Genomic DNA, 21,696 nt, shown 5'->3' with positions numbered 1-21,696 from the left:
CGACAAACTCTCCGAAGCCGCCATGGAAGACCGCAAGCGCGAAGGGTACTTCTGAGGCGCCCCGGCGCGAGACCGTGCGGCCGGGCCCCGGTGGGAGTCTCCGGGGCCCGGCCGTTCCCGGCACGGGGCGGGTCACTTCAGCCCGGTGAGCGCGATGCCCCGGACGAAGTAGCGCTGGCTGAGGATCAGGATGAGCGCCGTCGGCACGAACATGATCACCGAGCCGGCGGCCGTCAGGTGCCAGAGCGTGAAGTGTTCCTGGTTGAAGAGGGTGAGGCCGACGGGGATGGTCCGCATGTCCTCGGTGGTCGTCGCCACCAGCGGCCACAGGAACTCGTTCCACTGGAACACGAAGGTGAAGAGCCCCAGCACCGCCAGCGCGGGCTTGGTCTGCGGCAGCACGATGCGCCAGTACACGGCGAACTCCGAGGCGCCGTCCACGCGCCCGGCGTCCAGCAGGTCGTTCGGGATGGGCTGGATGAACTGCCGCATGAGGAAGATGCCGAAGCCGTCCATGAGGAACGGCAGGATCAGCGCCTGGTAGCTGTTGAGCCAGCCGAGGTTCGACATCATCACGTACAGCGGGATCATGCGGACGAACAGCGGGATCATCAGGGTCGCCAGGATCGCCACGAAGAGGGTGTTCCGCAGCGGGAAGTCGAACTTGGCGAACACGTAGCCGATCAGCGGGTCGAAGAGCAGGTGGGCCAGGGTGATCCCGCCCGCCACGACCAGGCTGTTGATGATGAAGTTGCCGAACGGCGCCTCCTGGAACAGCGTGGCGTAGTTGCCCCACTGGGGCGACTCGGGCAACAGCACCGGCTCGCCCGCCAGGGTCTCGGCCTCCGTCTGGAGGGAGAGCGTGATCATGTAGAGCAGCGGCACGATGGTGACGCTGCTCGCGAGCAGCAGTGCGACAGAGACGCCGATGCGCCCGGCACGGGTCATCAGTACTCCACCTCCCGGCGCCGGCCGGCCCGGAGCTGGACCAGGGTGAAGGCCACGATCACGAAGAGCAGCAGCACGGACAGGGCCGAGGAGTAGCCGAAGTCGCGGGCGCGGAAGGCGACCTCGAAGACGTGGAAGACGTAGAGGTCGGTGGCTCCGGCCGGCCCGCCGCCGGTGATGATGTACGCCTGGGCGAAGGCCTGGAGCCCGGAGATGACCGCCATCACCGAGACGAAGAGCGTGGTCGGCGCCAGCAGCGGCAGCGTGATCCGCCAGAACTGCTGCCACTTCGAGGCGCCGTCGATCCACGCGGCCTCGTAGTAGACCTCGGGGATGCCCTGCAGCCCGGCCAGGAAGAGGATCATGGTGTAGCCGGCGATCTGCCAGAGGGTGATCAGGATGATGGTGAGCAGCGGGTCGGTGTTGAGCCACTGCTGGGTGGGCAGGCCCAGGTCGCGCAGCATCCGGTTGAGGACGCCGAGCTGCGGGTCCAGGATGTTCCGCCACAGCAGGCCGACCACGGCCACCGAGGTGAGATACGGCACCAGCAGCGCCAGCCGGAAGGCCGTGCGCCCCCGCAGCGGCCGGTTCACCAGCAGGGCCAGTCCCAGCCCGAGCACGACGGCGCCGGCGGTGGTCCCGGCGGCGAAGAGCAGGGTGACCCGGAAGGAGTTCCGGGCTGCGGGGTCGGAGAAGGCATCGGTGTAGTTGTCCAGACCGCTGAAACGATCCGCCTGCGGGCCGGTGTGCAGGCTGGTGTTCACGATGTCGGCGATCGGCATGTAGAAGAACAGGCCGAAGAAGACGAGCGCCGGGGACAGGAAGAGGTAGGCGGTCCGCACCCGGCGTGCGTGCAGCGACGGCGGGCGCGACCGCCGGGGGAGCAGCCTCCGGCGGGGGCCCGCAGGCCCGGCGGCCGCGCGCTTCCGCGGCGGCCGTCCCGCCGGCGGGGCGGACGGCGGGGACGATGCTCCGGGCCCGGCCGCCGGGGCCGGGGGGTCGGTGCTCTCCGAGGTCATCCGGCGGCTACCCCTCGAGGATGCGCCGGCCGGCCTTCCGGTACTCCTCGTAGGCCTGCGCGACGGGTTGCTTCTCCATCACCACGCTCTGGTAGAGCCGTTTCCACAGGTCCTCGGAGATCTCGCCGTAGTGGCCGGTGAGATAGAGCCCGCGGTGCGGGTCCTCGGCGTACGCCAGCCCTTCCGCGAAGGCTCTGGTGTGCGGGTCGTCCTGCACGAGCGGCTTCTCACCCCAGCTCTTGCGGGGCATCAGCATGCCCGCCTCCTCGGTGACCGCCAGCTCCGTCTTCAGGGTGGTGAATCGTTTGATCAGGTCCCAGGAGAGGTCGGGGCGCTTGGCCTTCGCCGGAATGAAGAGGCTCGTCCCGGCGAGGATCGTCGCCTGCTTCCGCTTCCTGGGCATCTGGGCGATGCCCAGGTCGAGATCCGGGCTGGTCTGGGCGATGGGGTCCAGGTCCCACGGGCCGGAGACGATCATGGCCACCCGCCCGGCGGACAGCAGCTTCTGCGGTCCGGAGTAGTCGGTGCCCGGGGTCGGCACCGGGGAGACCTTGTGCTCGTGCACGAGGTCGGCCTGGAACTGCAGCGCCTCGATCGCGGCGTCCCGCGGGGTCAGCAGCTCCCCGGTCTCCGGGTCGTACTCCCGCACGCCGTTCTGCAGCATCCACGGCCAGGCGTAGGACTGGTCCTGGTTGAGCGCGATGCCGTGCACCCCGTCGCCGGTGAGCGCGGTGCAGACCTCCACCACCTCGTCCCAGGTGGTGGGCGGCCGCACGCCCGCCTCGCGGAACATCTTCCTGTTGTAGAGCAGCAGGCTGCACGTCTGGTGGAGCTGGATGCCGTACGGCTCGCCCTTGTGCGCGTTGTGCTGGACGGCGGCCTGCTGCCAGTCGGCCGGGAAGCCCATCCGATCCCCGTCCCGGTCGACGTACTTCCGCAGGCTGAGCGCGTCGCCGCTGAGCGCGAACTCCTGGGTCCAGCCGGCGCCCTCGATCAGGTCGGGCACGTTGCCGGAGGAGAAGTCGGTGAGTATCCGGGTGCGCATGTCGGGCCACTGGTACTTCTGCATGCGCACGGTGAGGCCGTGCTCCTTCCCGAAGGCGTCGACGACGGCCTGGTACGCGTCGTAGTCGTGACCGGGGTTCCAGTAGAGCGTGAAGTCGCCGCCGGATCCGCCCTGGTCGTCCGGGGCGCCGGAGCCGCACGCCGCGAGGGGGAAGGAGGCCAGGGCACCGCCCGCGAGGGCGAGCGCCTGACGCCGGGTCGGTGGGGGTGTGGAGCGGGGCGCGGTCATGGACTGCTCCTCTCGACGCCTGCGGCCCAAGCATGGGCGTCACCCATTGCCGCCGAGAGGACGACACTCCGTCAACCCTTCGTACGGACCTGTCCGGTGTCCGCCAATGGTGCGGCCAACGGCGCCAGGGCGAAGCGGCGCATGCCGGCGGCGAAGCCGGTCTGCGGCCGCCAGCCCAGTTCCTCCCGCAGCCGCCGCGAGTCCGCGGTGATGTGGCGGACGTCGCCGAGCCGGTACTCCCCCGTCACGACGGGCTCCGGGCCGCCGTAGGCCGCGGCGAGCGCTGCCGCCATCTCGCCGACGGTGTGCGGTTCGCCGCTGCCCGTGTTGTACGCCCGCAGCGCGCCGGACGGCAGCCGCCCGGCGGCCAGCGCCTCCACGGCCGCCACATTGGCCGCGGCCACGTCCGACACCTCGACGAAGTCCCGGCGCTGGCCGCCGTCCTCGAACACCCGTGGCGCCTCGCCGCGCTCCAGCGCCGAGCGGAAGAAGGACGCGACACCGGCGTAGGGCGTGTCGCGCGGCATGCCCGGCCCGTACACGTTGTGGTAGCGGAGACTGACGGCCCGTCCGCCGGTGGCCCGGGCCCAGCAGGCGGCGAGGTGCTCCTGGGCGAGCTTGGTGGTGGCGTAGACGTTCCGCGGGTCGGCCGGCGCGTCCTCGCCCACCAGGCCGGGGGTGAGGTCCGCACCGCACTCGGTGCACGGCGGCTCGAAGCGGCCGCCGTCCAGGTCCGGTACGGCCCGCGGGCCGGGCCGCACCGCCCCGTGGTCCGCGCAGAGGTACCGGCCCTCGCCGTAGACCACCATCGACCCGGCGAGCACCAGGTCCGGCACCCCGGCGGCGGCCATCTCCTCCAGCAGCACGGCCGTCCCCAGGTCGTTGCTGCTCACATAGGCGGAGGCGTCCCGGAAACCCGTGCCCAGGCCGACCATGGCCGCCTGGTGACAGACGGCGTCCACCCCGGCCAGCGCGCGGGCCACCGTCGCCGGGTCCCGCACGTCCCCCCGGAGCGTGCCGGGCCCGTGCTGCGCCGCCGAGTCCAGCACGACCGGTTCGTGCCCGGCCGCGGCCAGCTCCCCGACGACGCGGGAACCGATGAAACCGGCACCGCCGGTGACGAGTACGCGCATGCCGTCACGCTAGGCCCCGGCAGGGGACGTACGGCGCCCGGCGCGGCCGGGTGTCAGCGATCCGTAAGGTCCGGACCGCCCGGGGGCGGCCGGGCCGGTCCGCGCGTTCCGGGCCCGGGAGTCTGGCCACGGCGCACGGCGCCTGACACGATACGTGCCATGACCAACGATCGCCTTCGCGACGTCTACCTGGTGGACGCCGTCCGCACCCCCGTCGGCAAGTACGGCGGCGCCCTCGCGGGCGTGCGCCCCGACGACCTGGCCGCGCACGTCGTCCGCGCCCTGGTGGACCGTACGCCCGCGCTGGACCCCGCCCGCGTCGACGAGGTCGTCTTCGGCAACGCCAACGGCGCCGGCGAGGAGAACCGGAACGTCGGCCGCATGGCTGTGCTCCTCTCCGGCCTCCCGGTGAGCGTGCCCGGCAGCACGGTGAACCGGCTCTGCGCCTCCGGGCTGGAGGCCGTGGTGCAGGCGGCGCGGGCGGTGGCGGTCGGCGACGCGCACGCGGTGATCGCGGGCGGCGTGGAGTCCATGAGCCGCGCGCCGTGGGTGGTGCCCAAGCCGGAGAAGGCGTTCCCCGCCGCGGCGCCGGAGATGTACTCCACCACGCTCGGCTGGCGCATGGTCAACGCGCGGATGCGCCCGGAGTGGACCGTCTCGCTCGGCGAGGGCGCCGAGCTGATCGCCGAGCGGCACGGCCTCACCCGCGAGCAGCAGGACGTCTTCGCCGCCGCAAGCCACACCAAGGCCGTGCGGGCCTGGAAGGACGGGCTCTACGACGCCGAGGTGGTGCCGTACGAGGGCGTCGACCTGCCGCGGGACGAGACGATCCGGGACGGCAGCACCCCCGAGGCCCTGGCCCGTCTCAAGCCGGTCTTCCGCACCGACGGCACCGGCACCGTCACGGCCGGCAACTCCTCGCCGCTGAACGACGGGGCCGCGGCCCTGCTGCTCACGGACGAGGAGGGTCTCGCCGCCACCGGCCGGGAGCCGCTGGCCCGCCTCCGGGCCACCGCGGTCACCGGGACCGAACCGCAGCTCTACGGGCTGGGCCCGGTCGAGGCCGTACGGCGTGCCCTGGCCAAGGCCGGGCGCGGCTTCGCCGACCTGACCACCGTCGAGCTGAACGAGGCGTTCGCGGCCCAGGCCCTCGGCTGTCTCGCGGAGTGGCCCGAGCTGGACCCGGCGCTGGTCAACCCGCGCGGCGGCGCCATCGCCCTCGGCCACCCGCTGGGCGCGTCCGGCGCCCGTATCGCCGGGGCCGTCGCCCACCAGCTCGCCGCGGCCGGCTCCGGCACCGGGCTGGCGGCGCTGTGCATCGGTGTCGGGCAGGGGCAGGCGCTGGTCCTGGAACGCTGAGCGGGCGGGGCGGGGGCCCGTGCCGGGCAGGCCGGGGCCCCGGCTCCCGGGGATCCGCTATCCGGAGTCGCGCTGCTCGGAGCCGCCCTCGCCACCGGTCCGGGCCGGCTCGCGGTGCGGGGCCTTCACCACTTCCGGGGACGCGGTGTCCAGCGGCACCGCCCACTCCCGTACGAGCCCGAGCTGCACCGCCTGCCGCGGCAGCGCCGCCCCGAGCAGCCAGTCGGCGGCGACCCGCACCCGGTTCCCGGGCATCGCCGCCAGGTGGTACCCCTTGGTGACCAGGCTCGCGGCCGGCCCGCGCAGCGGCACCCGGAACGGGTTGGCCGCCGCCTTCACGCCGCCGAGGTCCACGGTGAAGCCCAGGTCGTGGTGCTTGTACGGCTGGCGCACCCCGCGCCCGTAGGACGCCAGGATGTTGTGCGCGGCGAGCTTCCCCTGCCGTACGGCGTGCTGCGCGGTCATCGGCGTGAACTCGCCCGGCCGGGTCAGATCGGGCACCGCGGCGGCATCGCCGCAGGCCAGCACCTCGGGGTGGCCGGGCACCGTGAGGGTCTCGTCCACCACCAGGCGGCCGCGCTCGGTGGGCAGCCCGATCTGGTCCACCAGCGGGTCGGGACGCACGCCGACGCACCAGATGAGGGTCTGCGTCGGGACGAAGGTGCCGTCGTCCAGCAGCACCCCGTCCCGGGTGGCCTCCTTCACCGACATCCCCGTCCGTACGTCCACGCCGCGCTGCCGCAGCACCCGGTCCGCGGTGTCCGACAGCCGCCGGTCCAGCTCGGGCAGCACCCGGTCGGCGATGTCCAGCAGCAGCCAGCGCGGCGGCCGCTCCCGGTGCGGGGCGCCGGTGGCGCGGCTGTGCTGCCCGGCCAGCGCGTCGGTGAAGAGCTTGCCGTGTGCGGCCACCTCCGTACCGGTGTACCCGGCGCCGACGACGACGAAGGTGCTGCGGGACTCGCGCTCCTCCGGGTCGTCGCTGGACGCGGCCAGCGCGAGCTGGCGCGAGATGTGGTCCCGCAGGTAGAGGGCCTCGGGCATACCCCGGAAGCCGTGCGCGTGCTCCGCGACACCCGGGATCGGCAGCAGCTTGTTCACACTGCCCACGGAGAGCACCAGCCGGTCGTACCCGAGGCTGCCCTCGCGGCCCTCCGGGTCGGTGTAGCGCACCTCGCGCCCGTCCAGGTCGACGCCGTGCACCTCACCCAGCACGACCCGCACCCCGGGCAGCGTGCCGGGCAGCGACACCGACACCCGGCGCGGCTCCAGGGTGCCGGCGGCCACCTCCGGCAGCAGGGGGAGGTAGAGGAAGTAGTCGTTCGGGTTCACCAGCACGATCTCCGCCGCGCCCCGGGCCTTCCGGGACAGCGTGCGAGCCGTCTGGTATCCGGCGAATCCGGCTCCGACGATCACGATACGGGAACGGCTCACGCTCGGCTCCAGCGGTCGGCTGTGCATGTCAGGCCTCCCGGGGTACCCCCGGCCGCGCCCCGCGCAAACACCGTCCGCACCGCCCCGGCACCTCCGCCGCCCCGGCACCCGGTGCCCCACCGCTCCGGGCCCGCCCGGCCCGCGCCCGGTCCGCCCGCGTCCGCGACGCCCCGGGCCGCCGGCCGCCCCGGTGCGCCGCTCCGGACCGACCCGTGACGGGCGCCGCCGCCCGCTGCTCGCCCGAGCGGCACCGGCGCACGCTCCGGTCCCCGGACCACGTCCGTGCCTGACCTCGGCGGCGGACCGCGCCAGGTCTCGGCCCCGCTCCCCGGGGCCCTGCACACGCCGGGGCGCCGGCCTCCGCCCCGGCCACGGGCCTCGCGCCCTCCCCGGAGCGGCCGTCCCGGCATCCGCACCGGCTCGGGGACGGGGGGTGAGCGAACGGCCTCGGACATGCGGTATTGTTCTTCGTGCGCGGTCGGCGAGGGGCCCGAAAGCCCCGCGTCGCACGGGCACCGGGACGTGGCGCAGTTTGGTAGCGCACTTGACTGGGGGTCAAGGGGTCGTGGGTTCAAATCCCGCCGTCCCGACACTGGTCAGAGGCCCCTTACGACCTTCGTAAGGGGCCTCTGACATCAGCGGCCGACATCAACGCGCCTCTCAGGTACGCCTTTCTACCCCATCGGCCTGCTCGGGTCGTACCCGTGGTGGTGGCTGCCCCCGGCGAAGCGGACGGGGTCGGTAGGGGTCAGGCGCGGCGCCAGTTCCTCAGCCGGTCGCCGGAACCCCGTCGGCCACCAGCCGGACGCCGGGAAGGTCACGCTCGTCTACGCCGACAGCGTCCGCGATCTCGGCGGCCGGGTAGCGCCCGGGCTCGGCCCGCTCGTCGGCGGGAACGCCGGTGGCGACGACCTCGGCCTGCTCGCCGAAGGTCAGCAGGACGTGGACCCGTACGTCTCACTGGTCACGGTTGTTCCTCTCGGCCTGCGCCCTGGCGGACTCCGGCGATGTTGGGGAGCGGGGGCGGCGGAAGACCACTCGCAGACCAGCTCCATGTAGCGCTTCTTGGGGACGCCCTTGCACGCTTCTGTGTCATAGACGCGGGCGGCCTCGCCGTCGGCCATGGCCTTGTCGCACTCGCCGCGGACGAGCTTCTGACGAGCCACTGCCCGGCCTGCATGGAGAAGTTCATGGAAGAGGACATGCCGGAGGCCGAGCTCGTCGGCTTGGCGTTCTGGGCTTCGGAAGTGGCCGGGAGCCGGGGGTCCGGCGGCTTCGGCGACTCGGTCAGGGGATGCGGGCTTGCGCGGCCTGGGCGAGCGCCGGCACGGGGCGTGCCGGGCCGTCCAGCCACACCCGGCTGCCGCCCGGCTCGACCGTCACGCCGAACCGGGTCCGCTCCGGCCTCCCGGCCCGGACCCACCACTTGTGTGCCGCTTCGACCTCCCGCCACAGCATGCGGGGGCCGTGCTGTTCGACGTCGAACTGGGCCTCGTGCGGGGCGAAGTCCACGCTCGCCCAGGAGCCGGTGGCGGCGTCAGCCAGCCACAGCGTGAACTCTCCGCCGCTCCCGTGGCCGACGCTGTACCGAGCCCCGGGGACGAGGAGCCCGAGCGCGAACGCGGCGTCCTCGATACCGAGCACGCTGCGCGGGTCCAGGCCCGTACGGTCGACGGCCGTGGGCGTGCCGTCCCCGACGACGTCCATGACCTCGGCCGCCGGCGCCTGCGCGCGGTCCCACATGAACGCGCTGTCGCCGATGACCGGCCCGGCCGCGGTGCCGTCGCCCCGGCCGGTGAGCCGGAGCAGGACGCCGTTGTAGAGGCCGGAGCCCCACGGGGTGACCAGGACACCGCCGGGCCGGAGCTGGGCCGCCCACTCCGATGGCACGTGTCGAACGGGGTAGGTGGCGACGATACGGTCGTAACGGGCCGCCGTCCGCATAGCCGGCGCTGCCGTCCCCGACCACGCTGAGGGGGGCGTACCCGGCATGGTGGAGCGCCGCCCGTGCCGCGTCTGCGACCCGCGGGTCTACCTCGACAGTCGTCACCGCGGCGTCTGTGAGGCGGGCGCACAGGAGCGCGGCGTTGTAGCCGGTGCCGGTCCCCGCCTCCAGGACCCGGGCGCCGTCGCGCACATCCAGGGCGTGCAGCATCCGGGCGATCATCCGCGGCATGGACGCCGAGCTCGTCGGCCGGTACGCCACTGGGCCGCCGTCGTCGGCGACCTGGGTGACCACCGGCGCGTCCGCGTAGGCTGCCGCCCGCCACCGGCCCGGGTCGGTGCTCCGGTCCACGGGCACATAGCCCTCCTGCTCCCGCACCCAGATTCCGGCAGGGAGGAAGGCGGCCCGGTCGACCGCTGCGAACGCCTGCCGCCACTCGCCGGGAAGATGACCGGCCGCGGCCAGTTCCGCGACGAGTCGCGCCTGCCCGGCCCCGGCCTCCGTGGTGCTCACTGCTTCGGTTCCGGGGGCGGTGGCGGGATGGGCTTCTCCGGCTTGTGCCCATCGCTCTCTGCGGAGTCCTGCCTTCCGGAGTGCTTCCCCATGGCAGGCTCCCTTCTGCTCGCGGCTTCCCGGGACTGGGCACGCTAGCCGGGCCGGGCCGCTGCCGGGAGAGCGCAAACGGGCCGGAGCGGGGCGCGGGGCCCTGCCGTGCGCCGTCACATACGTGGCCGGGGTGCCGATGTCGGCCATGAAACCCGGGAGTCACGCGGCGGTCACCATCTCATGGCGGACGACGTCCGCCCACGCCTGGCGGAGACGGGCGAGCGCGGCGAGTGCGGCCGGGTCCACTCGGTCCGGCCGACGGCGAAGGCGCGCACCGCACGACTGGCCTCGGCCGCGCTGAGGCGTGCGGCATCACGCCGGACGAGGGAAACATGGCACAAGGCTGCTACGGGCCAAGCCCCCACAAGCAACAGCGTCAGGCCATGTCCAGCAGCATCACGTCGTACACCGGCGCATCCTCGAACGGCACCAGATCACCCAGCCTGCGGTAGCCCCACTCCTCGTACCGGGCTCGCACTCGCGAATGCGCCTGCTCCACCAGGAGCGTCACCCGCTCCTCACCACGACCGGCCAGCAGAGCATCATGCAACACCCTGGCCGCCCCTGTTCCACGGAACTTCTCCACAACCATGAGCTCCGACAGCGCGAACGTCCGGGACCCGGTCTCCTCCACCAGACCCGCCGGGACCTCACCCCGCAAGCCACGCCACCTGATACAGCGCACCGCCACCGAGCGCGTGATCGTGAGCATAGAGCGCGGGCACGATCCTGCGGACGCGTCCCACATCCGTAGCGCCGAGACGCCCCTGAACAGGGATCTGGTCGATTCCCAAGGTGGCGGCGAGGCCAGCGGCGACGAACTCACGGCGGCGCACGGGCGGCACCTCCTTGGTTGTGGGCCGCCGTCTCGGGGGTGGTGCGGGCGCGCGGCTTGTTTTGCCACGGGGGACGAAGCCCATCTCCTCCGGAGAGCCGCCAAAGATCTCCTGCAGAGGGAGAAGGTAGCGAGACCATGGCCAGCGGACGTCACCGGCGAGCCAGCGGCGCACGTGCCGGCCGGTGCACTGCGCGGGACGCCCTAACGGATTTCGGCGGTCCGGTTGACCTCGTCGGCGAGCTGCTGGTGGGTGTAGCCGTACCCGGTGAGCAGCGCTTCGAGGACGCGGTTACGTTCGCGTGGCATGAAGATCCCTGACACTGGTTCTGTCCACGGCCCGCGGCGGCGGGCTCTCCACGGGCTGCGTCGACGTCGACCCCTTAACTCATCGAAGTCGCGCACGAACGCTTCCTCGAATCCGGAGTCAACCCGACCCTGGAGGCGGTGGACGCCACCGGCCACTTGCCGTGCCCCGCCGGATCGGCCGACCGGCTGGTCGCCACAGTTTCCGTGCCCTCGGTGCCGCCGAGCTGGCTGAACGCGTTGTGCATCGGCGGCCGCCTGGTCACCACCGTCGCCGGCACCTCCCTCAGTGTCACCGCGGAGAAGGATCCGGAGGGCGGCGCGACGGGCCGGGTGAAGTGGGACCGGGCCGGGTTCATGCACGCCCGGCACGGCCAGGACTACCCGCCCGGCGCCACCGATCTCCTCGGCATGGCCGAGGTCGCCGACGGCGAAGGCGAGTACGTGGCCCGCGGCCGCTACCCCATCGTCGACGTCGCCAACGCCTGGGACCTCGCGAGCATGCTGGAGCTGACCGCCCCCGGCATCGCCCACCACTACCGGGAGGGCGGGGAGCAGCGCACCGCTTTCATGGCCCACGGAGACGGCTCCTGGGCCCGGGCCACGGCTGCCGGACCCGAGCAGCCGCTCGTGCACCAGGGCGGTACGCGGCGCCCGAGTGTTCATCAGGCCCGACGGCACGACGATCCTCGCCCGCGGGAAGTGGCGAGTGAAGTTGAGCTGACACAGCGCAGCGCAGCATCCAGCCGGTCCTGACCGCCGACGCGAACACCAGGGGCCGTGGTTGCTCCACTGCGGCCGCGGGTCTCCCCGCCTTACCGCTCGCGGTGCAGACTGGCGACCGGGTTCTGCTGCGTCACGCTTCCGGCCGCAGGCCTGCCAGGGTGACGGTCACAAGCCGCTTGACCGCGGCCTTGGACGGCAGGTCACCGGCCCCTGCGAGCGCATGCAGGCAGAATCCGGCCAGCTCGTCCGGACTGACGTCGCCGCGGACTTCCCCCGCCTCTGCGGCCTCGGTGAGGAGCCTTCGGACGAAGTGACGCAGGTGCCTCTCGGCGTGTGCCACATGGTCGCCTCGGTGCAGGAGCGCTGAGATCTCCCCTCCGTGACCGTGCCGCTGCCGCTGGATGAGCGCATAAGCCTCCAGGACCGCAGTGAGTCGTTCGCCAGGGGTACCGGCGCGGTCGCGCAGTTCGGCGAGTTGATCGAGATGCCCGGCGACCTGACGTTCGTGCCAGGCCGTCATGATCGTTTCCACGTCCGGGAAGTACTTGTACAGCGTGGCCCGGCCGATCCCGCTCTGCTCTGCGATCCGGGACATCGTCACGCCCCTCAGTCCCTGCTCGGCCACGAGTGCGGCCGTGGTCTCCAGCACCGCATCCCGGACGGCTCGGCGGTGCTCCTCGATCGTCTCGTTCCACAGCTTCGGCACCGGGCCAGTGTACGGGGTGACGATATTGAGGCAGTTTGGCTTGACGTAGACAGAGTGTATCGATAACTGTTGCGGGGGCGAGCCGACAGCCGTGTCAGCCCGCACCCCAGTAGGGAGGTCACATGACCGACTCACCATCCGAGCCAGCGGCCGAGGCAGTGCCTGGGCAGAAGACGGCCCCCAGTGCCCCGCGTTGGGTGAAGGTCTCCACAGCCGCGGCGCTGGCCGTGATCGCCGTACTCCTCGCCCTGCACCTCAGCGGCGCCATGGGACTCGGCATGCACGGCGGCCGGTGATGGCGATGCCGGGCGGGATCCGTACCTGCGCTCTCACCGCTCATGTCGCGTCTTCCGTGGGATGGCTCGGCTCGGTCGCGGCGTTCCTGGCGCTCGCTGTCGCCGGCGTCAGCAGCCAGGACGCCGAACGGGTGCGCGGCGCGTACGCCGCCATGGACGTGATCGGCTGGTATGTGATCGCCCCGTTGGCCTTCGCTTCGCTGCTGACCGGGCTCGTCCAGTCCCTGGGCACCGCGTGGGGCCTGTTCCGCCACTACTGGGTGCTGATGAAGCTCGTCCTGACCGTCCTCGCCACGTTCCTCCTGTTGCTTCACATGCAGGTTGCCGACCGTCTGGCGGATGCGGCGGCACAGGGGCCATTGGCCGTCACCCAGCTCGGCGGGCTGAGGGCCCAGCTCGTCTTCGACGCTGCCGCTGCCGTGGCCGTCCTGCTCACGGCCACGGCCCTGTCGGTCTACAAGCCGCGCGGCATGACCCGGTACGGATGGCGAGTGCAGCAGGCCCGGCGGGCCGGCCCCCCCCACCGCGGCGGTGGGGAGGCCGGCCGGAGAGCCGGCCCCCGGAGACCGCCGCGTGAGGTGAGCGACGGGCCCCGGGGCCCTCAGGCGTGCGGCGGCACGTGTGGCGGGCGGCCCGAGCCCCGCGTCAGTGCGTATCCTCCGATGCCGGCGAGCGCCGCCAGCACCGCGCCGGCGGCCGTCCACACCCAGCGGTCGGACCACCAGCCCGACGCCCAGCCGTCCTCCGGCTCGATGTCCGACAGCACGGCCGTCCCGGCATCGTCCTCCGCCTGCTGCGGCGTCACCGCGGCGCCCGGTACCAGCGGCCGGGCCAGCCGGCCGTCCACGGCCGCCGCCCCGCCCATGTCCTTGGACTCCACCCGCACCTCGGCGGCCACCGGCTGTCCGAGGTCCGCGGTCCGGATGTCCACCGCGGTCAGCCGGAGGTAGTAGGTGCCCGGCAGCGGGTCGTTGGCCCATGGCTCCGACCAGGCCCGCACCGTGCGCAGCACGCACGTCAGCTCCACCGAGGAGGTGTCCGCGGCGGCCGTGCGCGTCTGCGCGCCGTACTGGCAGGCCTGGCGGCGCCGCAGGCCGTCGTAGACGTCGAGCTGCCAGGTCTGCGCCGCGTGTTCCTCGGGGAGCTCCACCGTCGCCGTGGCCGTGGGACGCTGCCCCGTGTCGGCCGGGAACGACCAGTACAGGTAGTCACCGGCCGAGCCGCTCGCCGTCGCCGTCTGCCCCTGCTCGATCTCCCTCGCCGTACGGAACGACGTGCCCGCCGACGTGGGCGCCGCGCTGTCCCCGGACGGGCTCTCCGACGGGCTCGCGGACGGCGTCGAGTCGGCCGCGGCGGGCCCCGCCGCGAGGCCGAGCGTCAGCAGCGCGGCGCTCACCACGCGTGTGATCCACATCAGTTGGTCCTCCACATCGCGACACGCCAGCGCGACAGCCAGCCCCACAGCAGACCCGCGAGGAAGCCGGTCAGCACCAGGACGCCGAGCAGCCACCAGCCGCGGCCGAGCCCGAACGAGGCCACGTCGTCGGCCTGCGACGGGCCCTCCACCACGTCCACGGTCAGCTCCAGCGGCAGACCGGGCCCGGTCTTCTCCCCGGAGGCCGCCGAGAAGGAGTGCGTCACCCGCAGGCACACCGTCTCCACCGCGTCCTCGTCGTCGTCCCGGTCCGCCTTCGGGTAGCGCAGACCCGTCGAGAGCACGTCCGTACGGCCGTTGCCCGCCGCCTCACCGCGCACGATCTCCCGGCCGTGCACGGTGACCGCGCGCAGCACCACGCCGTAGTCCGGGCGCACCGCCCGGTCGGCCGCCACGCTCACCGCGGCGCGCAGCTCCTGACCGGGTGCCACGTCCACCCGGTACCAGCGTTCCTGGCCGGACTTCTCGCGGTCGGTGTACAGGCCGGACTTCAGGAGGGGCGCGTCGGCGCACCGTTCCGCGCCCTCCACGGCCACCGGCGTCACCACCGGATCGGCCGCCCGTTCCACCAACTGGTTGACCTTCTCGGTGAGCTCGTCGGTGTGCTCCACCGAGGTGTAGGTGCCTCCGGTGGCCTCGGCGATGCAGCTGAGCTGCCGCCGCATCTTCGTGTTCGGCACCAGGCCGAGGGTGTCGATGGTCAGGCCGATGCCCTTGGCCGCGATCTCCCGGGCCACCTCGCACGGGTCGAGCGGGGCGCAGGTGTCCTCGCCGTCGCTGATCAGCACGATCCGCTTGGATCCGGTGCCGCCGTCGAGGTCGTCCGCCGCCTGCAGCAGGGCCGGCCCGATCGGCGTCCAGCCGGTCGGGACGAGCGTGGCCACCGCCGTCTTGGCCTCGGTGCGGTCCAGCGGGCCGACCGGGTAGAGCTGCGCGGTGTCCTTGCAGCCCCTCTTGCGGTTGTCGCCGGGGTAGTCGGCGCCGAGGGTGCGGATGCCGAGCCTGACCTCCTCGGGCGTGGCGTCCACCACCTCGTTGAACGCCTGCTTGGCCGCGGCCATGCGGGACCGCCCGTCGATGTCCCGCGTGCGCATCGAACCGCTGACGTCGAGCACCAGGTTGACTTTCGGCGCGTCCGCGGTGGTCTCGTCGGCCACCGCCCCGGCCGGGAACGCGAGCCCCGCCGCGAGCACGGCGAGCAAGGCCCCGAGGCCCGTCGCCGACCGTAGTTTTCTGATCATCGGCGGATCCTATTGACCTCCGCCGCCGCGGTCCAAAACGGGCCCGGAGCTGAACGCACCGGGCACGTGGGCGAGTTGCCGGGTGTACGGGCCCGGCGGTGCCGTCCGCCGGCGGCGGTTCCGGGCGGTCCGGGGTGACGTCGCGCGGCGTACGGCCGGAGACCGCCGCCGGGGTCAGGCCGGCCCGGGGGACGCCGCGGGCCGCAGCGTACGGAGCCAGCGGGCGGCGTGGGCGGGGTCGGGGGAGGTGGCGACACCGGGCGGGAGGGGCGGGCGGCGGACCACGACGACCGGGATGCCGGCCTCGCGGGCGGCGGTGAGTTTGGGGGCGGTGGCGGCGCCGCCGCTGTCCTTGGTGACGAGGACGTCGACGGCGTGTGCGCGCAGCAGGGCCCGCTCTCCGTCGAGCGTGAACGGGCCGCGGTCGAGCAGCACCTCGAGGTGGCGCGGCCGGGTGGCCACGGGGCTCCCGGGTTCCCCGTGTCTTCCGGACACCTCGGGCTCTCCCGGCTCTCCCGGCTCCCCCGGCGGTTCCACGGAGCGCAGCAGGAACCAGAGGTCGTCGAGTCCGGCGAACGCCCCGAGCCCGGTACGCCCGGTGGTGAGGAAGACCCGCCGGCCGAGCCCGGGAAGCAGGGCCGCGGCCTCCTCCAGGGAGCCCGCCTCGTGCCAGTCGTCGCCCGTACCGGGGACCCACCCGGGGCGCCGCAGGACCCGCAGGGGAACATGGGCGGTGCGCGCGGCCCGGGCCGCGTGGGAACTGATCGTCTCGGCGAAGGGGTGCGTGGCATCGATGAGCGCGTCCACCGCGTGCGCGCGCAGCCACCGGGCCAGCCCGCCGGCGCCGCCGAAGCCCCCGGTCCGGACCGCGCCGGGGAGCGGCCGCGGCGTGGTCACCCGGCCGGCCAGGGAGCTCGTGACCCGCAGGTCCGGCGCCTCGGCCGCCAGGATCCCGGCCAGGCGGCGGGCCTCGGTCGTCCCTCCCAGGATCAGTACGTGCACGACGGGTCCGGTCTCCCTTCCTGCGGCCGGTACGCGGTGTGACGGAGTGGTGCGCCGGTGAGCGGCGGGCCCGGGGGCGGGCGCGCCTCCCAACTCAAGCACACCGGGGCACGCACCGGCTGGACCACCGGCGCCTGCGCGACCGCAGCGACCACCGCCGCGTACACCGCCCTGCTGACCGGCGACTTCCCCGACCCGGTGACGATCACGCTGCCCCGGGGGCAGACGCCGTCCTTCGCCCTGGCGGTCGAGGAGCTGACCGGCGAGCGGGCGACGGCGGGGATCGTGAAGGACGCCGGGGACGATCCCGACGTCACCCACGGCGCCCTGGTCCGGGCCACCGTGCGGCGCCTGCCGGCGGGCTCCGGGGTGGTCTTCCGGGCCGGTCCCGGTGTGGGGACGGTCACCCGCCCCGGCCTGCCGCTGCCCGTCGGCGAGCCCGCCGTCAACCCGGTCCCCCGCCGGATGATGCGCGAGCATGTGGCGCGGGTCGCCGCCCGGCACGGCGCCGGCGGCGACGTGGAGATCACGGTCGCCGTCGACCACGGCGAGGAGATCGCCCGCTCCACCTGGAACCCGCGCCTCGGCATCCTCGGCGGCCTCTCCGTCCTCGGCACCACGGGGATCGTCGTCCCCTACTCCTGCTCGGCGTGGATCGACTCCATCCGGCGCGGGGTGGACGTGGCGCGGGCGGCCGGGCGGACGCATGTGGCGGGCTGCACCGGCTCCACCTCGGAGCGGACGGTCGTCGCCGAGTACGGGCTCCCCGAGGACGCCCTGCTCGACATGGGCGACTTCGCGGGCGCCGTGCTGAAGTACCTGCGCCGCCACCCCGTGGACCGCCTGACCCTCTGCGGGGGCTTCGCCAAGCTCTCCAAGCTCGCCGCCGGCCACCTGGACCTGCACTCCGGCCGCTCTCAGGTGGACAAGGAGTTCCTGGCCGGGCTCGCCCGGCAGGGCGGTGCGGACGAGGCCCTGGCCGCCGGGGTGCGGGACGCCAACACCGGGCTGGCGGCGCTCCAGCTCTGCGCCGCGGCCGGGGTGCCGCTCGGCGACCTGGTCGCGGTGGCGGCGCGCGACGCGGCGCGGGCCGTGCTCCGCGAGGCGCCGGTGCGGGTCGACGTGGTCTGCATCGACCGGGCGGGCACGGTGGTGGGACGCAGCGGCGTGTCCTGACGCCCGGCCGGCCGGGATGCCGCGAGGCCGGTCGGTGGTCAGGATGGAGGGACGTACCGGCGACGGAGAGACCGCGAGGAGCGAGAGTGACTGACATCCCCGTACGGACGCTCGACGACGGCACCACCCTCCCGGCCGTGGGGCTGGGGACCTGGCCGCTGAACGACGCCGAGGCCGAGCGAGCCGTACGCGAGGCACTGACGGCCGGCTACCGGCTGTTCGACTCGGCGGCCAACTACGGCAACGAGAAGGGCGTGGGCCGCGGCGTGACAGGCGGCGACGTGCCCCGGGAGGAGGTCCGGGTCACGACCAAGCTGCCCGGCCGGCACCACGGCTACGAGGAGACCCTCACCTCCTTCGAGGAGTCGCGGCGCCGCCTCGGCCTGGAGTACGTGGATCTCTATCTCATCCACTGGCCGCTGCCGCGGGTCGGCAGGTACGTCGACTCCTGGCGAGCGATGATCAAGCTGCGCGAGGACGGCCTGGTGCGCTCGATCGGCGTCTCGAACTTCACGCCCGAACACCTCGACCGGCTGGAGGAGGAGACGGGCGTACGGCCCGCGCTCAACCAGGTGGAGCTGCACCCGCACCTCCCGCAGGAGGAGCTGCGCGCCTACCACGAGGAGAAGGGCATCCTCACCGAGAGCTGGAGCCCGCTCGGGCGCGGGACCCGGCTGCTGGAGGACCCCGCGCTGGTGGAGGTCGCCCGGGCGCACGGCGTCAGTCCCGCGCAGGTGGTGCTGCGCTGGCACACGCAGCTCGGCGCCGTGCCCATCCCGAAGTCGGGCGACCCGGGGCGGCAGCGGACCAATCTGGACCTGTTCGGGTTCGAGCTCACGGAGGAGGAGATGGCCGCCGTGGCGGACCGTCCGCACCGGCGCTCCGGGGGAGATCCGGACACCCACGAGGAGTTCTGAGCCGGGCCGGGTCGCGGGGCCATGGGAGCCGTGGCCCCGACGCGTCCGCCCGGAGCGCGGTGCCTCGGCGGACCGCGGCCTCCGTGAAACGCCGTGCGTCCGCACGGACCGCCGTGCGTCCGCCGGGGCCGCGGTGCGGTGCCTCAGTCGCCCGCGCCCCGGCCGCGGTCCCGCAGGACGCAGTCGCCGCAGACGCCTGCGCCGGGGACGCGGTAGTAGAGGCAGCAGCTGCGGCGGTGGAAGGAGAGCGTCCCGTCCGGGCCGGTGCGGAGGGTGCCGGCCCCGGTGAGCGGTGGGGCGTCCAGCAGCCCGCGAACCAGGGGCACGGCGGTACGGGCGGTCTCCGGGGCGGCGGCGAGCAGCACCCGCAGGGCCCCGACCAGGGCGGAGGCGGAGTTGCCGCGCAGCACCTGCGGGGAGACCCCGCCGGTCCGGCGTACGGCGGCGGCGAGAGGGCCGAGGTTCCGTACGGTGACGGTCTGGTGCAGGGGCCCGTGCAGCAGCTCGGGCAGGCTCTCCCGCACGGTCGCGGGCGGTGCGGCGGGTTGTGCGGCGGCGGGCGCGCCGGAGACCTCGCGCGGACCCGGCAGCCACAGTTCGAGGGGGCCGCCGGGCGACCGGCGCCACCACAACCGCTCCGGGTCCAGATCGGGGACGCGGCCGGTCAGCGCGGCCGTGCCCAGGGCGACCGACCAGAGCCGGGAGGCGGTCCCCAGGTGCAGGGTGGAGGCGGCGACGCGCTGCTGTGCGGTACCGAGCTCCCGGGCCGTCTGCCTGATCCGGCCGTGCAGCGCGGCGGGGTCGCCGTACAGGCCGGCGAGCGGACGGAAGCCGGCGGTGTCCGTACGGGGGCCGCAGTCCACGGCGAAGAACAGCCCGAGCGAGCCGGCCCGGGACAGGGCTTCCCCCACGGCGCCGGGCCACCCGCTTCCGCCGTCCCCGGCACCGCCGGGTGAGGTGCCGGACCTCCCGCCGGGACCGGCGCCGGCGGACCCGGTCGCGCCTCTCGCCTGGCTCACCCTCGTCCCCTCGCCGTCGTGGCACGCGCTTCTGTGCCGTATCGTGCGGCAGCCTGGCAGAGCCCGGGTCGTCCCCGCCAGGTGGCCCGGCCCCGTTTGTGCGAGGCGCCACATCGCGGCGGCGGACGGCCCGGCGGTCCCCCGCCGAAGGCCCGCTGTCGTCTCACCGGGGCCTCCGCCCGTGCCGGAAACGCCCCGCGGAATCCACCCGCCGGAGAAGGGCGGTGGGGTGTTGAATGAACGACAGGGGCCCGTCACATGACGGGTGGCGCGTTACCGCAGGTCGAGGGGAAGAGACGGAATGAGTGAGCACACCTGGGAGGCGCTGGCGACCCGCATGGCCGAGATGGCCCGCGTCCTGCTGGTGCAGGAGTCGGTGCAGGACACCCTCGACCAGATCGCCCGCCACGCGGTCGTCCTGGTGCCGGGGTGTGAGTACGCCGGGGTGCTGACCGTCGAGGGCCGCCGGAAGGTGCGCACCCTGTCCGCGACCGACGATCTGGTGCGCCGGTCCGACGCGGCTCAGGAGGAGGCCGGGGAGGGCCCCTGCTTCGACGCGGCGCGCCGCCCGCACCAGATCTACCGGATCGACGACATGACGTCCCGGGTGCGGCGCTGGCCCCGCTACGCACCGCACGCCCGCGAGCTGGGGATCGGCTCGATGATGGGTTTCCTGCTCTTCACCGAGGACGACAACCTGGGCGCGCTGGACCTCTACTCCACGAAGCCGCAGCAGTTCACCGACCAGTCGGAGCAGACCGCCTGGATCCTGGCCTCGCACGCGGCGGTCGCATTCTCCAGCGCCCGCAGTCATGCCCAGCTCGCCACCGCGCTGGAGTCGCGGCACGACATCGGGGAGGCGCTCGGCATCATCATGGAGCGCTACAAGGTCTCCGAGGACGAGGCGTTCGCGGTGCTGAAGAAGAGCAGTCAGGATCACAACGTCAAGCTCCGCGAGATCGCACGCCGTGTCTCCGAGACGGGTAGGATTCCAGGCGCCCGCTGACCAGCGTCTTCGGCCGACCGGCAACGGCCGCGGCCCGGCACCCGCGAGGTTTGCCCAGGTCGAGGCGAGGGCAGCGGTGCTTACAGTGCTTCAGATCGGGAGGCACACAGCGCGGGAGCCGGACACGGCCCCGTGCGGCCCGGGCGTGCCTTCGCGGAAGGACCGAACGTCCTGGCCCGGTGTGTCCTCCTCCCGTGCTGTCTGCCATGCCCGGACAGCCCGACGGAGGACCCCGACGTGACGATCACACCGGCCCCGGCCGCTCCCTTCCCCCCGCGCGACCGTGCCGGAACCGGCCCCGGCGGCCGCCGCGCCGGCCGGGCGCACGGTACATCCACCGGGCATGCCCGCGCCCTGCCCCGGGGAGTGGGCGGGCCCTGGAGGCCGACGCGACACCGCGCCCCCTGGACACCGGTGCCCACCTGAGCCGGCTCCGGGCAGTTTGAAGGAGCCTGGCAGCGGCAACGGGACCGGTGACACACGCGCAACCGGTTGCGCGTGCAGGCACCGGAGGTTGAGAAGGACAGCCTCCGGTGCCGCCTTTTGCGACACCTGCTCCCGTTCCCTCCCCGGCTCCGCCGTCCGGCCCCGAGGCCCGCGCCCGCCGCGGCCGCTCCTCCGGCCGGGGCGCGGCACGCCCCCTGCCGGAGACGAGTCCGGCCCACCATCACCCCGAGGGACGAGTAATGAGCACTTCCGGCTCCGCTGATCGCGATGCCGCCGCTTTCCTGGTGCCGGAGCCCGACGGCCGCCCGGAGTCCGGCAACGGGCATCCGGAACCCGACGCGTGGTCGGAGGCCGACGCCCGGGCCACGGAGGAACTGGAGGCGGAGATAGCGGCGTTGCGGACGGAGGTCGCCCAGTTGCGCAAGGCGCTGGAGAGCCGTCCGGTGATCGACCAGGCACGCGGCATGATCATGATGATGGGACGCTGCCCGCCGGACGTGGCGTGGCAGATCCTGGTCGAGGTCTCGCAGCACACCAACACGAAACTGCGTGAGGTGGCCCACGCGCTGGTCGCCACCACCGAGGGCACCGTCCGGCTGCCGCAGCCGCTGGGCAGGGCGCTGGCCGCGGCACTGCGCCGGCTCCGCACCGAGCGACACGGCTGAGGAGCGCACGGGCCGCCGGGGCCGGCCCGGCGGCCCATGCGGCCTCCAGGCCCGGGCCGGCGGCCGTATCGCCGCCGGTCCGGTCGAGACGGCACCGACGGCTGCGTGCTTCAACCGCCGGCACCTTCCGCACCACAGCGCGCTCGGGGTGCGTCCCCAGTCGCGTGTCCGCCGCCGGGGCGCC

Annotated in this window: 19 protein-coding genes, 1 tRNA gene and 1 pseudogene; 7 read left to right on the top strand and 14 right to left on the bottom strand. The window is 73.8% G+C overall.

Annotated features, from left to right (window positions below; translation table 11 throughout):
• Positions 1–132: 132 nt before the first annotated feature.
• From HOY81_RS19725 to HOY81_RS19710, 4 genes are all read right to left on the bottom strand, one after another.
• Positions 133–948, bottom strand: coding sequence for a carbohydrate ABC transporter permease (locus HOY81_RS19725; RefSeq protein ID WP_237321794.1), 816 nt, complete (start codon positions 946–948; stop codon positions 133–135).
• Entirely contained in the window at positions 948–1,790 is an 843-nt protein-coding gene (locus HOY81_RS19720; RefSeq protein WP_237321793.1) for a carbohydrate ABC transporter permease, read from the bottom strand. Before HOY81_RS19720 ends, HOY81_RS19725 begins: the two co-directional genes overlap by 1 nt.
• Positions 1,791–1,974: 184 nt before the next feature.
• Positions 1,975–3,261, bottom strand: a complete 1,287-nt coding sequence (locus tag HOY81_RS19715; protein WP_237321792.1) for an ABC transporter substrate-binding protein — start codon at positions 3,259–3,261, stop codon at positions 1,975–1,977.
• Positions 3,262–3,332: 71 nt separating this feature from the next.
• Positions 3,333–4,394: an NAD(P)-dependent oxidoreductase gene (locus HOY81_RS19710; RefSeq protein ID WP_237321791.1), complete on the bottom strand. Its 1,062-nt coding sequence runs from the start codon at positions 4,392–4,394 to the stop codon at positions 3,333–3,335.
• 159 nt (positions 4,395–4,553) lie between these two features.
• On the opposite strand from HOY81_RS19710, the gene HOY81_RS19705 reads away from it, so the two are divergent.
• On the top strand, positions 4,554–5,753 hold the full coding sequence (locus HOY81_RS19705) for a thiolase family protein (RefSeq protein WP_237321790.1): 1,200 nt from the start codon (positions 4,554–4,556) through the stop codon (positions 5,751–5,753).
• A 57-nt stretch (positions 5,754–5,810) separates the two neighbouring features.
• On the opposite strand, the gene HOY81_RS19700 is transcribed toward HOY81_RS19705, so the two are convergent.
• A complete protein-coding gene (locus tag HOY81_RS19700; RefSeq protein WP_237321789.1) occupies positions 5,811–7,211 on the bottom strand; it encodes an NAD(P)/FAD-dependent oxidoreductase in 1,401 nt (466 codons plus the stop codon).
• A 489-nt stretch (positions 7,212–7,700) separates the two neighbouring features.
• Between HOY81_RS19700 and HOY81_RS19695 the strand changes: the two genes are divergently transcribed.
• Positions 7,701–7,774 (top strand) — tRNA-Pro (locus HOY81_RS19695).
• Positions 7,775–8,471: 697 nt separating this feature from the next.
• Here HOY81_RS19695 and HOY81_RS19690 read toward each other — a convergent pair.
• The 4 genes and pseudogenes from HOY81_RS19690 to HOY81_RS19680 all read right to left on the bottom strand — a co-directional run bounded on the left by HOY81_RS19690 (position 8,472) and on the right by HOY81_RS19680 (position 10,571).
• A complete protein-coding gene (locus HOY81_RS19690) occupies positions 8,472–9,074 on the bottom strand; it encodes a hypothetical protein (RefSeq protein ID WP_308341129.1) in 603 nt (200 codons plus the stop codon).
• 109 nt (positions 9,075–9,183) lie between these two features.
• Positions 9,184–9,423, bottom strand: a pseudogene (locus HOY81_RS27760) (protein-L-isoaspartate(D-aspartate) O-methyltransferase); the annotation flags it as partial.
• Between the two features lie 688 nt (positions 9,424–10,111).
• The gene (locus tag HOY81_RS19685) at positions 10,112–10,288 is read right to left on the bottom strand and encodes an acetyltransferase (protein WP_237321788.1); all 177 of its coding nucleotides are present in this window, start codon (positions 10,286–10,288) and stop codon (positions 10,112–10,114) included.
• Between the two features lie 97 nt (positions 10,289–10,385).
• Positions 10,386–10,571: a hypothetical protein gene (locus tag HOY81_RS19680; RefSeq protein WP_237321787.1), complete on the bottom strand. Its 186-nt coding sequence runs from the start codon at positions 10,569–10,571 to the stop codon at positions 10,386–10,388.
• Between the two features lie 446 nt (positions 10,572–11,017).
• On the opposite strand from HOY81_RS19680, the gene HOY81_RS19675 reads away from it, so the two are divergent.
• Positions 11,018–11,632 carry a hypothetical protein gene (locus HOY81_RS19675; RefSeq protein WP_237321786.1) on the top strand — a complete coding sequence of 205 codons (615 nt, stop codon included), beginning with the start codon at positions 11,018–11,020 and terminating at the stop codon, positions 11,630–11,632.
• Positions 11,633–11,732: 100 nt separating this feature from the next.
• Here HOY81_RS19675 and HOY81_RS19670 read toward each other — a convergent pair whose 3' ends face one another.
• The 4 genes from HOY81_RS19670 to HOY81_RS19655 all read right to left on the bottom strand — a co-directional run bounded on the left by HOY81_RS19670 (position 11,733) and on the right by HOY81_RS19655 (position 16,282).
• The gene (locus tag HOY81_RS19670) at positions 11,733–12,308 is read right to left on the bottom strand and encodes a TetR/AcrR family transcriptional regulator (RefSeq protein WP_237321785.1); all 576 of its coding nucleotides are present in this window, start codon (positions 12,306–12,308) and stop codon (positions 11,733–11,735) included.
• Between the two features lie 897 nt (positions 12,309–13,205).
• The gene (locus HOY81_RS19665) at positions 13,206–14,018 is read right to left on the bottom strand and encodes a hypothetical protein (protein ID WP_237321784.1); all 813 of its coding nucleotides are present in this window, start codon (positions 14,016–14,018) and stop codon (positions 13,206–13,208) included.
• Positions 14,018–15,280 (bottom strand): VWA domain-containing protein, encoded by a 1,263-nt coding sequence (locus HOY81_RS19660; RefSeq protein ID WP_237321783.1) that lies wholly within the window; start codon positions 15,278–15,280, stop codon positions 14,018–14,020. Before HOY81_RS19660 ends, HOY81_RS19665 begins: the two co-directional genes overlap by 1 nt.
• Positions 15,281–15,454: 174 nt before the next feature.
• The gene (locus tag HOY81_RS19655; protein WP_237321782.1) at positions 15,455–16,282 is read right to left on the bottom strand and encodes a precorrin-6A/cobalt-precorrin-6A reductase; all 828 of its coding nucleotides are present in this window, start codon (positions 16,280–16,282) and stop codon (positions 15,455–15,457) included.
• 57 nt (positions 16,283–16,339) lie between these two features.
• Between HOY81_RS19655 and HOY81_RS19650 the strand changes: the two genes are divergently transcribed.
• A complete protein-coding gene (locus HOY81_RS19650) occupies positions 16,340–17,458 on the top strand; it encodes a cobalt-precorrin-5B (C(1))-methyltransferase (RefSeq protein ID WP_237321781.1) in 1,119 nt (372 codons plus the stop codon).
• Between the two features lie 86 nt (positions 17,459–17,544).
• Positions 17,545–18,375 carry an aldo/keto reductase gene (locus tag HOY81_RS19645; RefSeq protein WP_237321780.1) on the top strand — a complete coding sequence of 277 codons (831 nt, stop codon included), beginning with the start codon at positions 17,545–17,547 and terminating at the stop codon, positions 18,373–18,375.
• Between the two features lie 143 nt (positions 18,376–18,518).
• Here the strand turns inward: HOY81_RS19645 and HOY81_RS19640 are convergent, their stop codons facing one another.
• Positions 18,519–19,286 carry a (2Fe-2S)-binding protein gene (locus HOY81_RS19640; protein WP_237321779.1) on the bottom strand — a complete coding sequence of 256 codons (768 nt, stop codon included), beginning with the start codon at positions 19,284–19,286 and terminating at the stop codon, positions 18,519–18,521.
• Positions 19,287–19,695: 409 nt separating this feature from the next.
• Between HOY81_RS19640 and HOY81_RS19635 the strand changes: the two genes are divergently transcribed.
• A complete protein-coding gene (locus HOY81_RS19635) occupies positions 19,696–20,400 on the top strand; it encodes a GAF and ANTAR domain-containing protein (RefSeq protein WP_237321778.1) in 705 nt (234 codons plus the stop codon).
• A 686-nt stretch (positions 20,401–21,086) separates the two neighbouring features.
• On the top strand, positions 21,087–21,512 hold the full coding sequence (locus HOY81_RS19630) for an ANTAR domain-containing protein (protein WP_237321777.1): 426 nt from the start codon (positions 21,087–21,089) through the stop codon (positions 21,510–21,512).
• The last annotated feature ends 184 nt before the right edge of the window (positions 21,513–21,696 follow it).

Origin of the sequence: Streptomyces sp. JJ36 (genome assembly GCF_021696945.1) — a bacterium.
In the GTDB taxonomy this organism is placed as follows: domain Bacteria; phylum Actinomycetota; class Actinomycetes; order Streptomycetales; family Streptomycetaceae; genus Streptomyces.
Note: the sequence above shows the minus strand (reverse complement) of the source record. Positions and strands in the feature narration are given on the sequence as shown.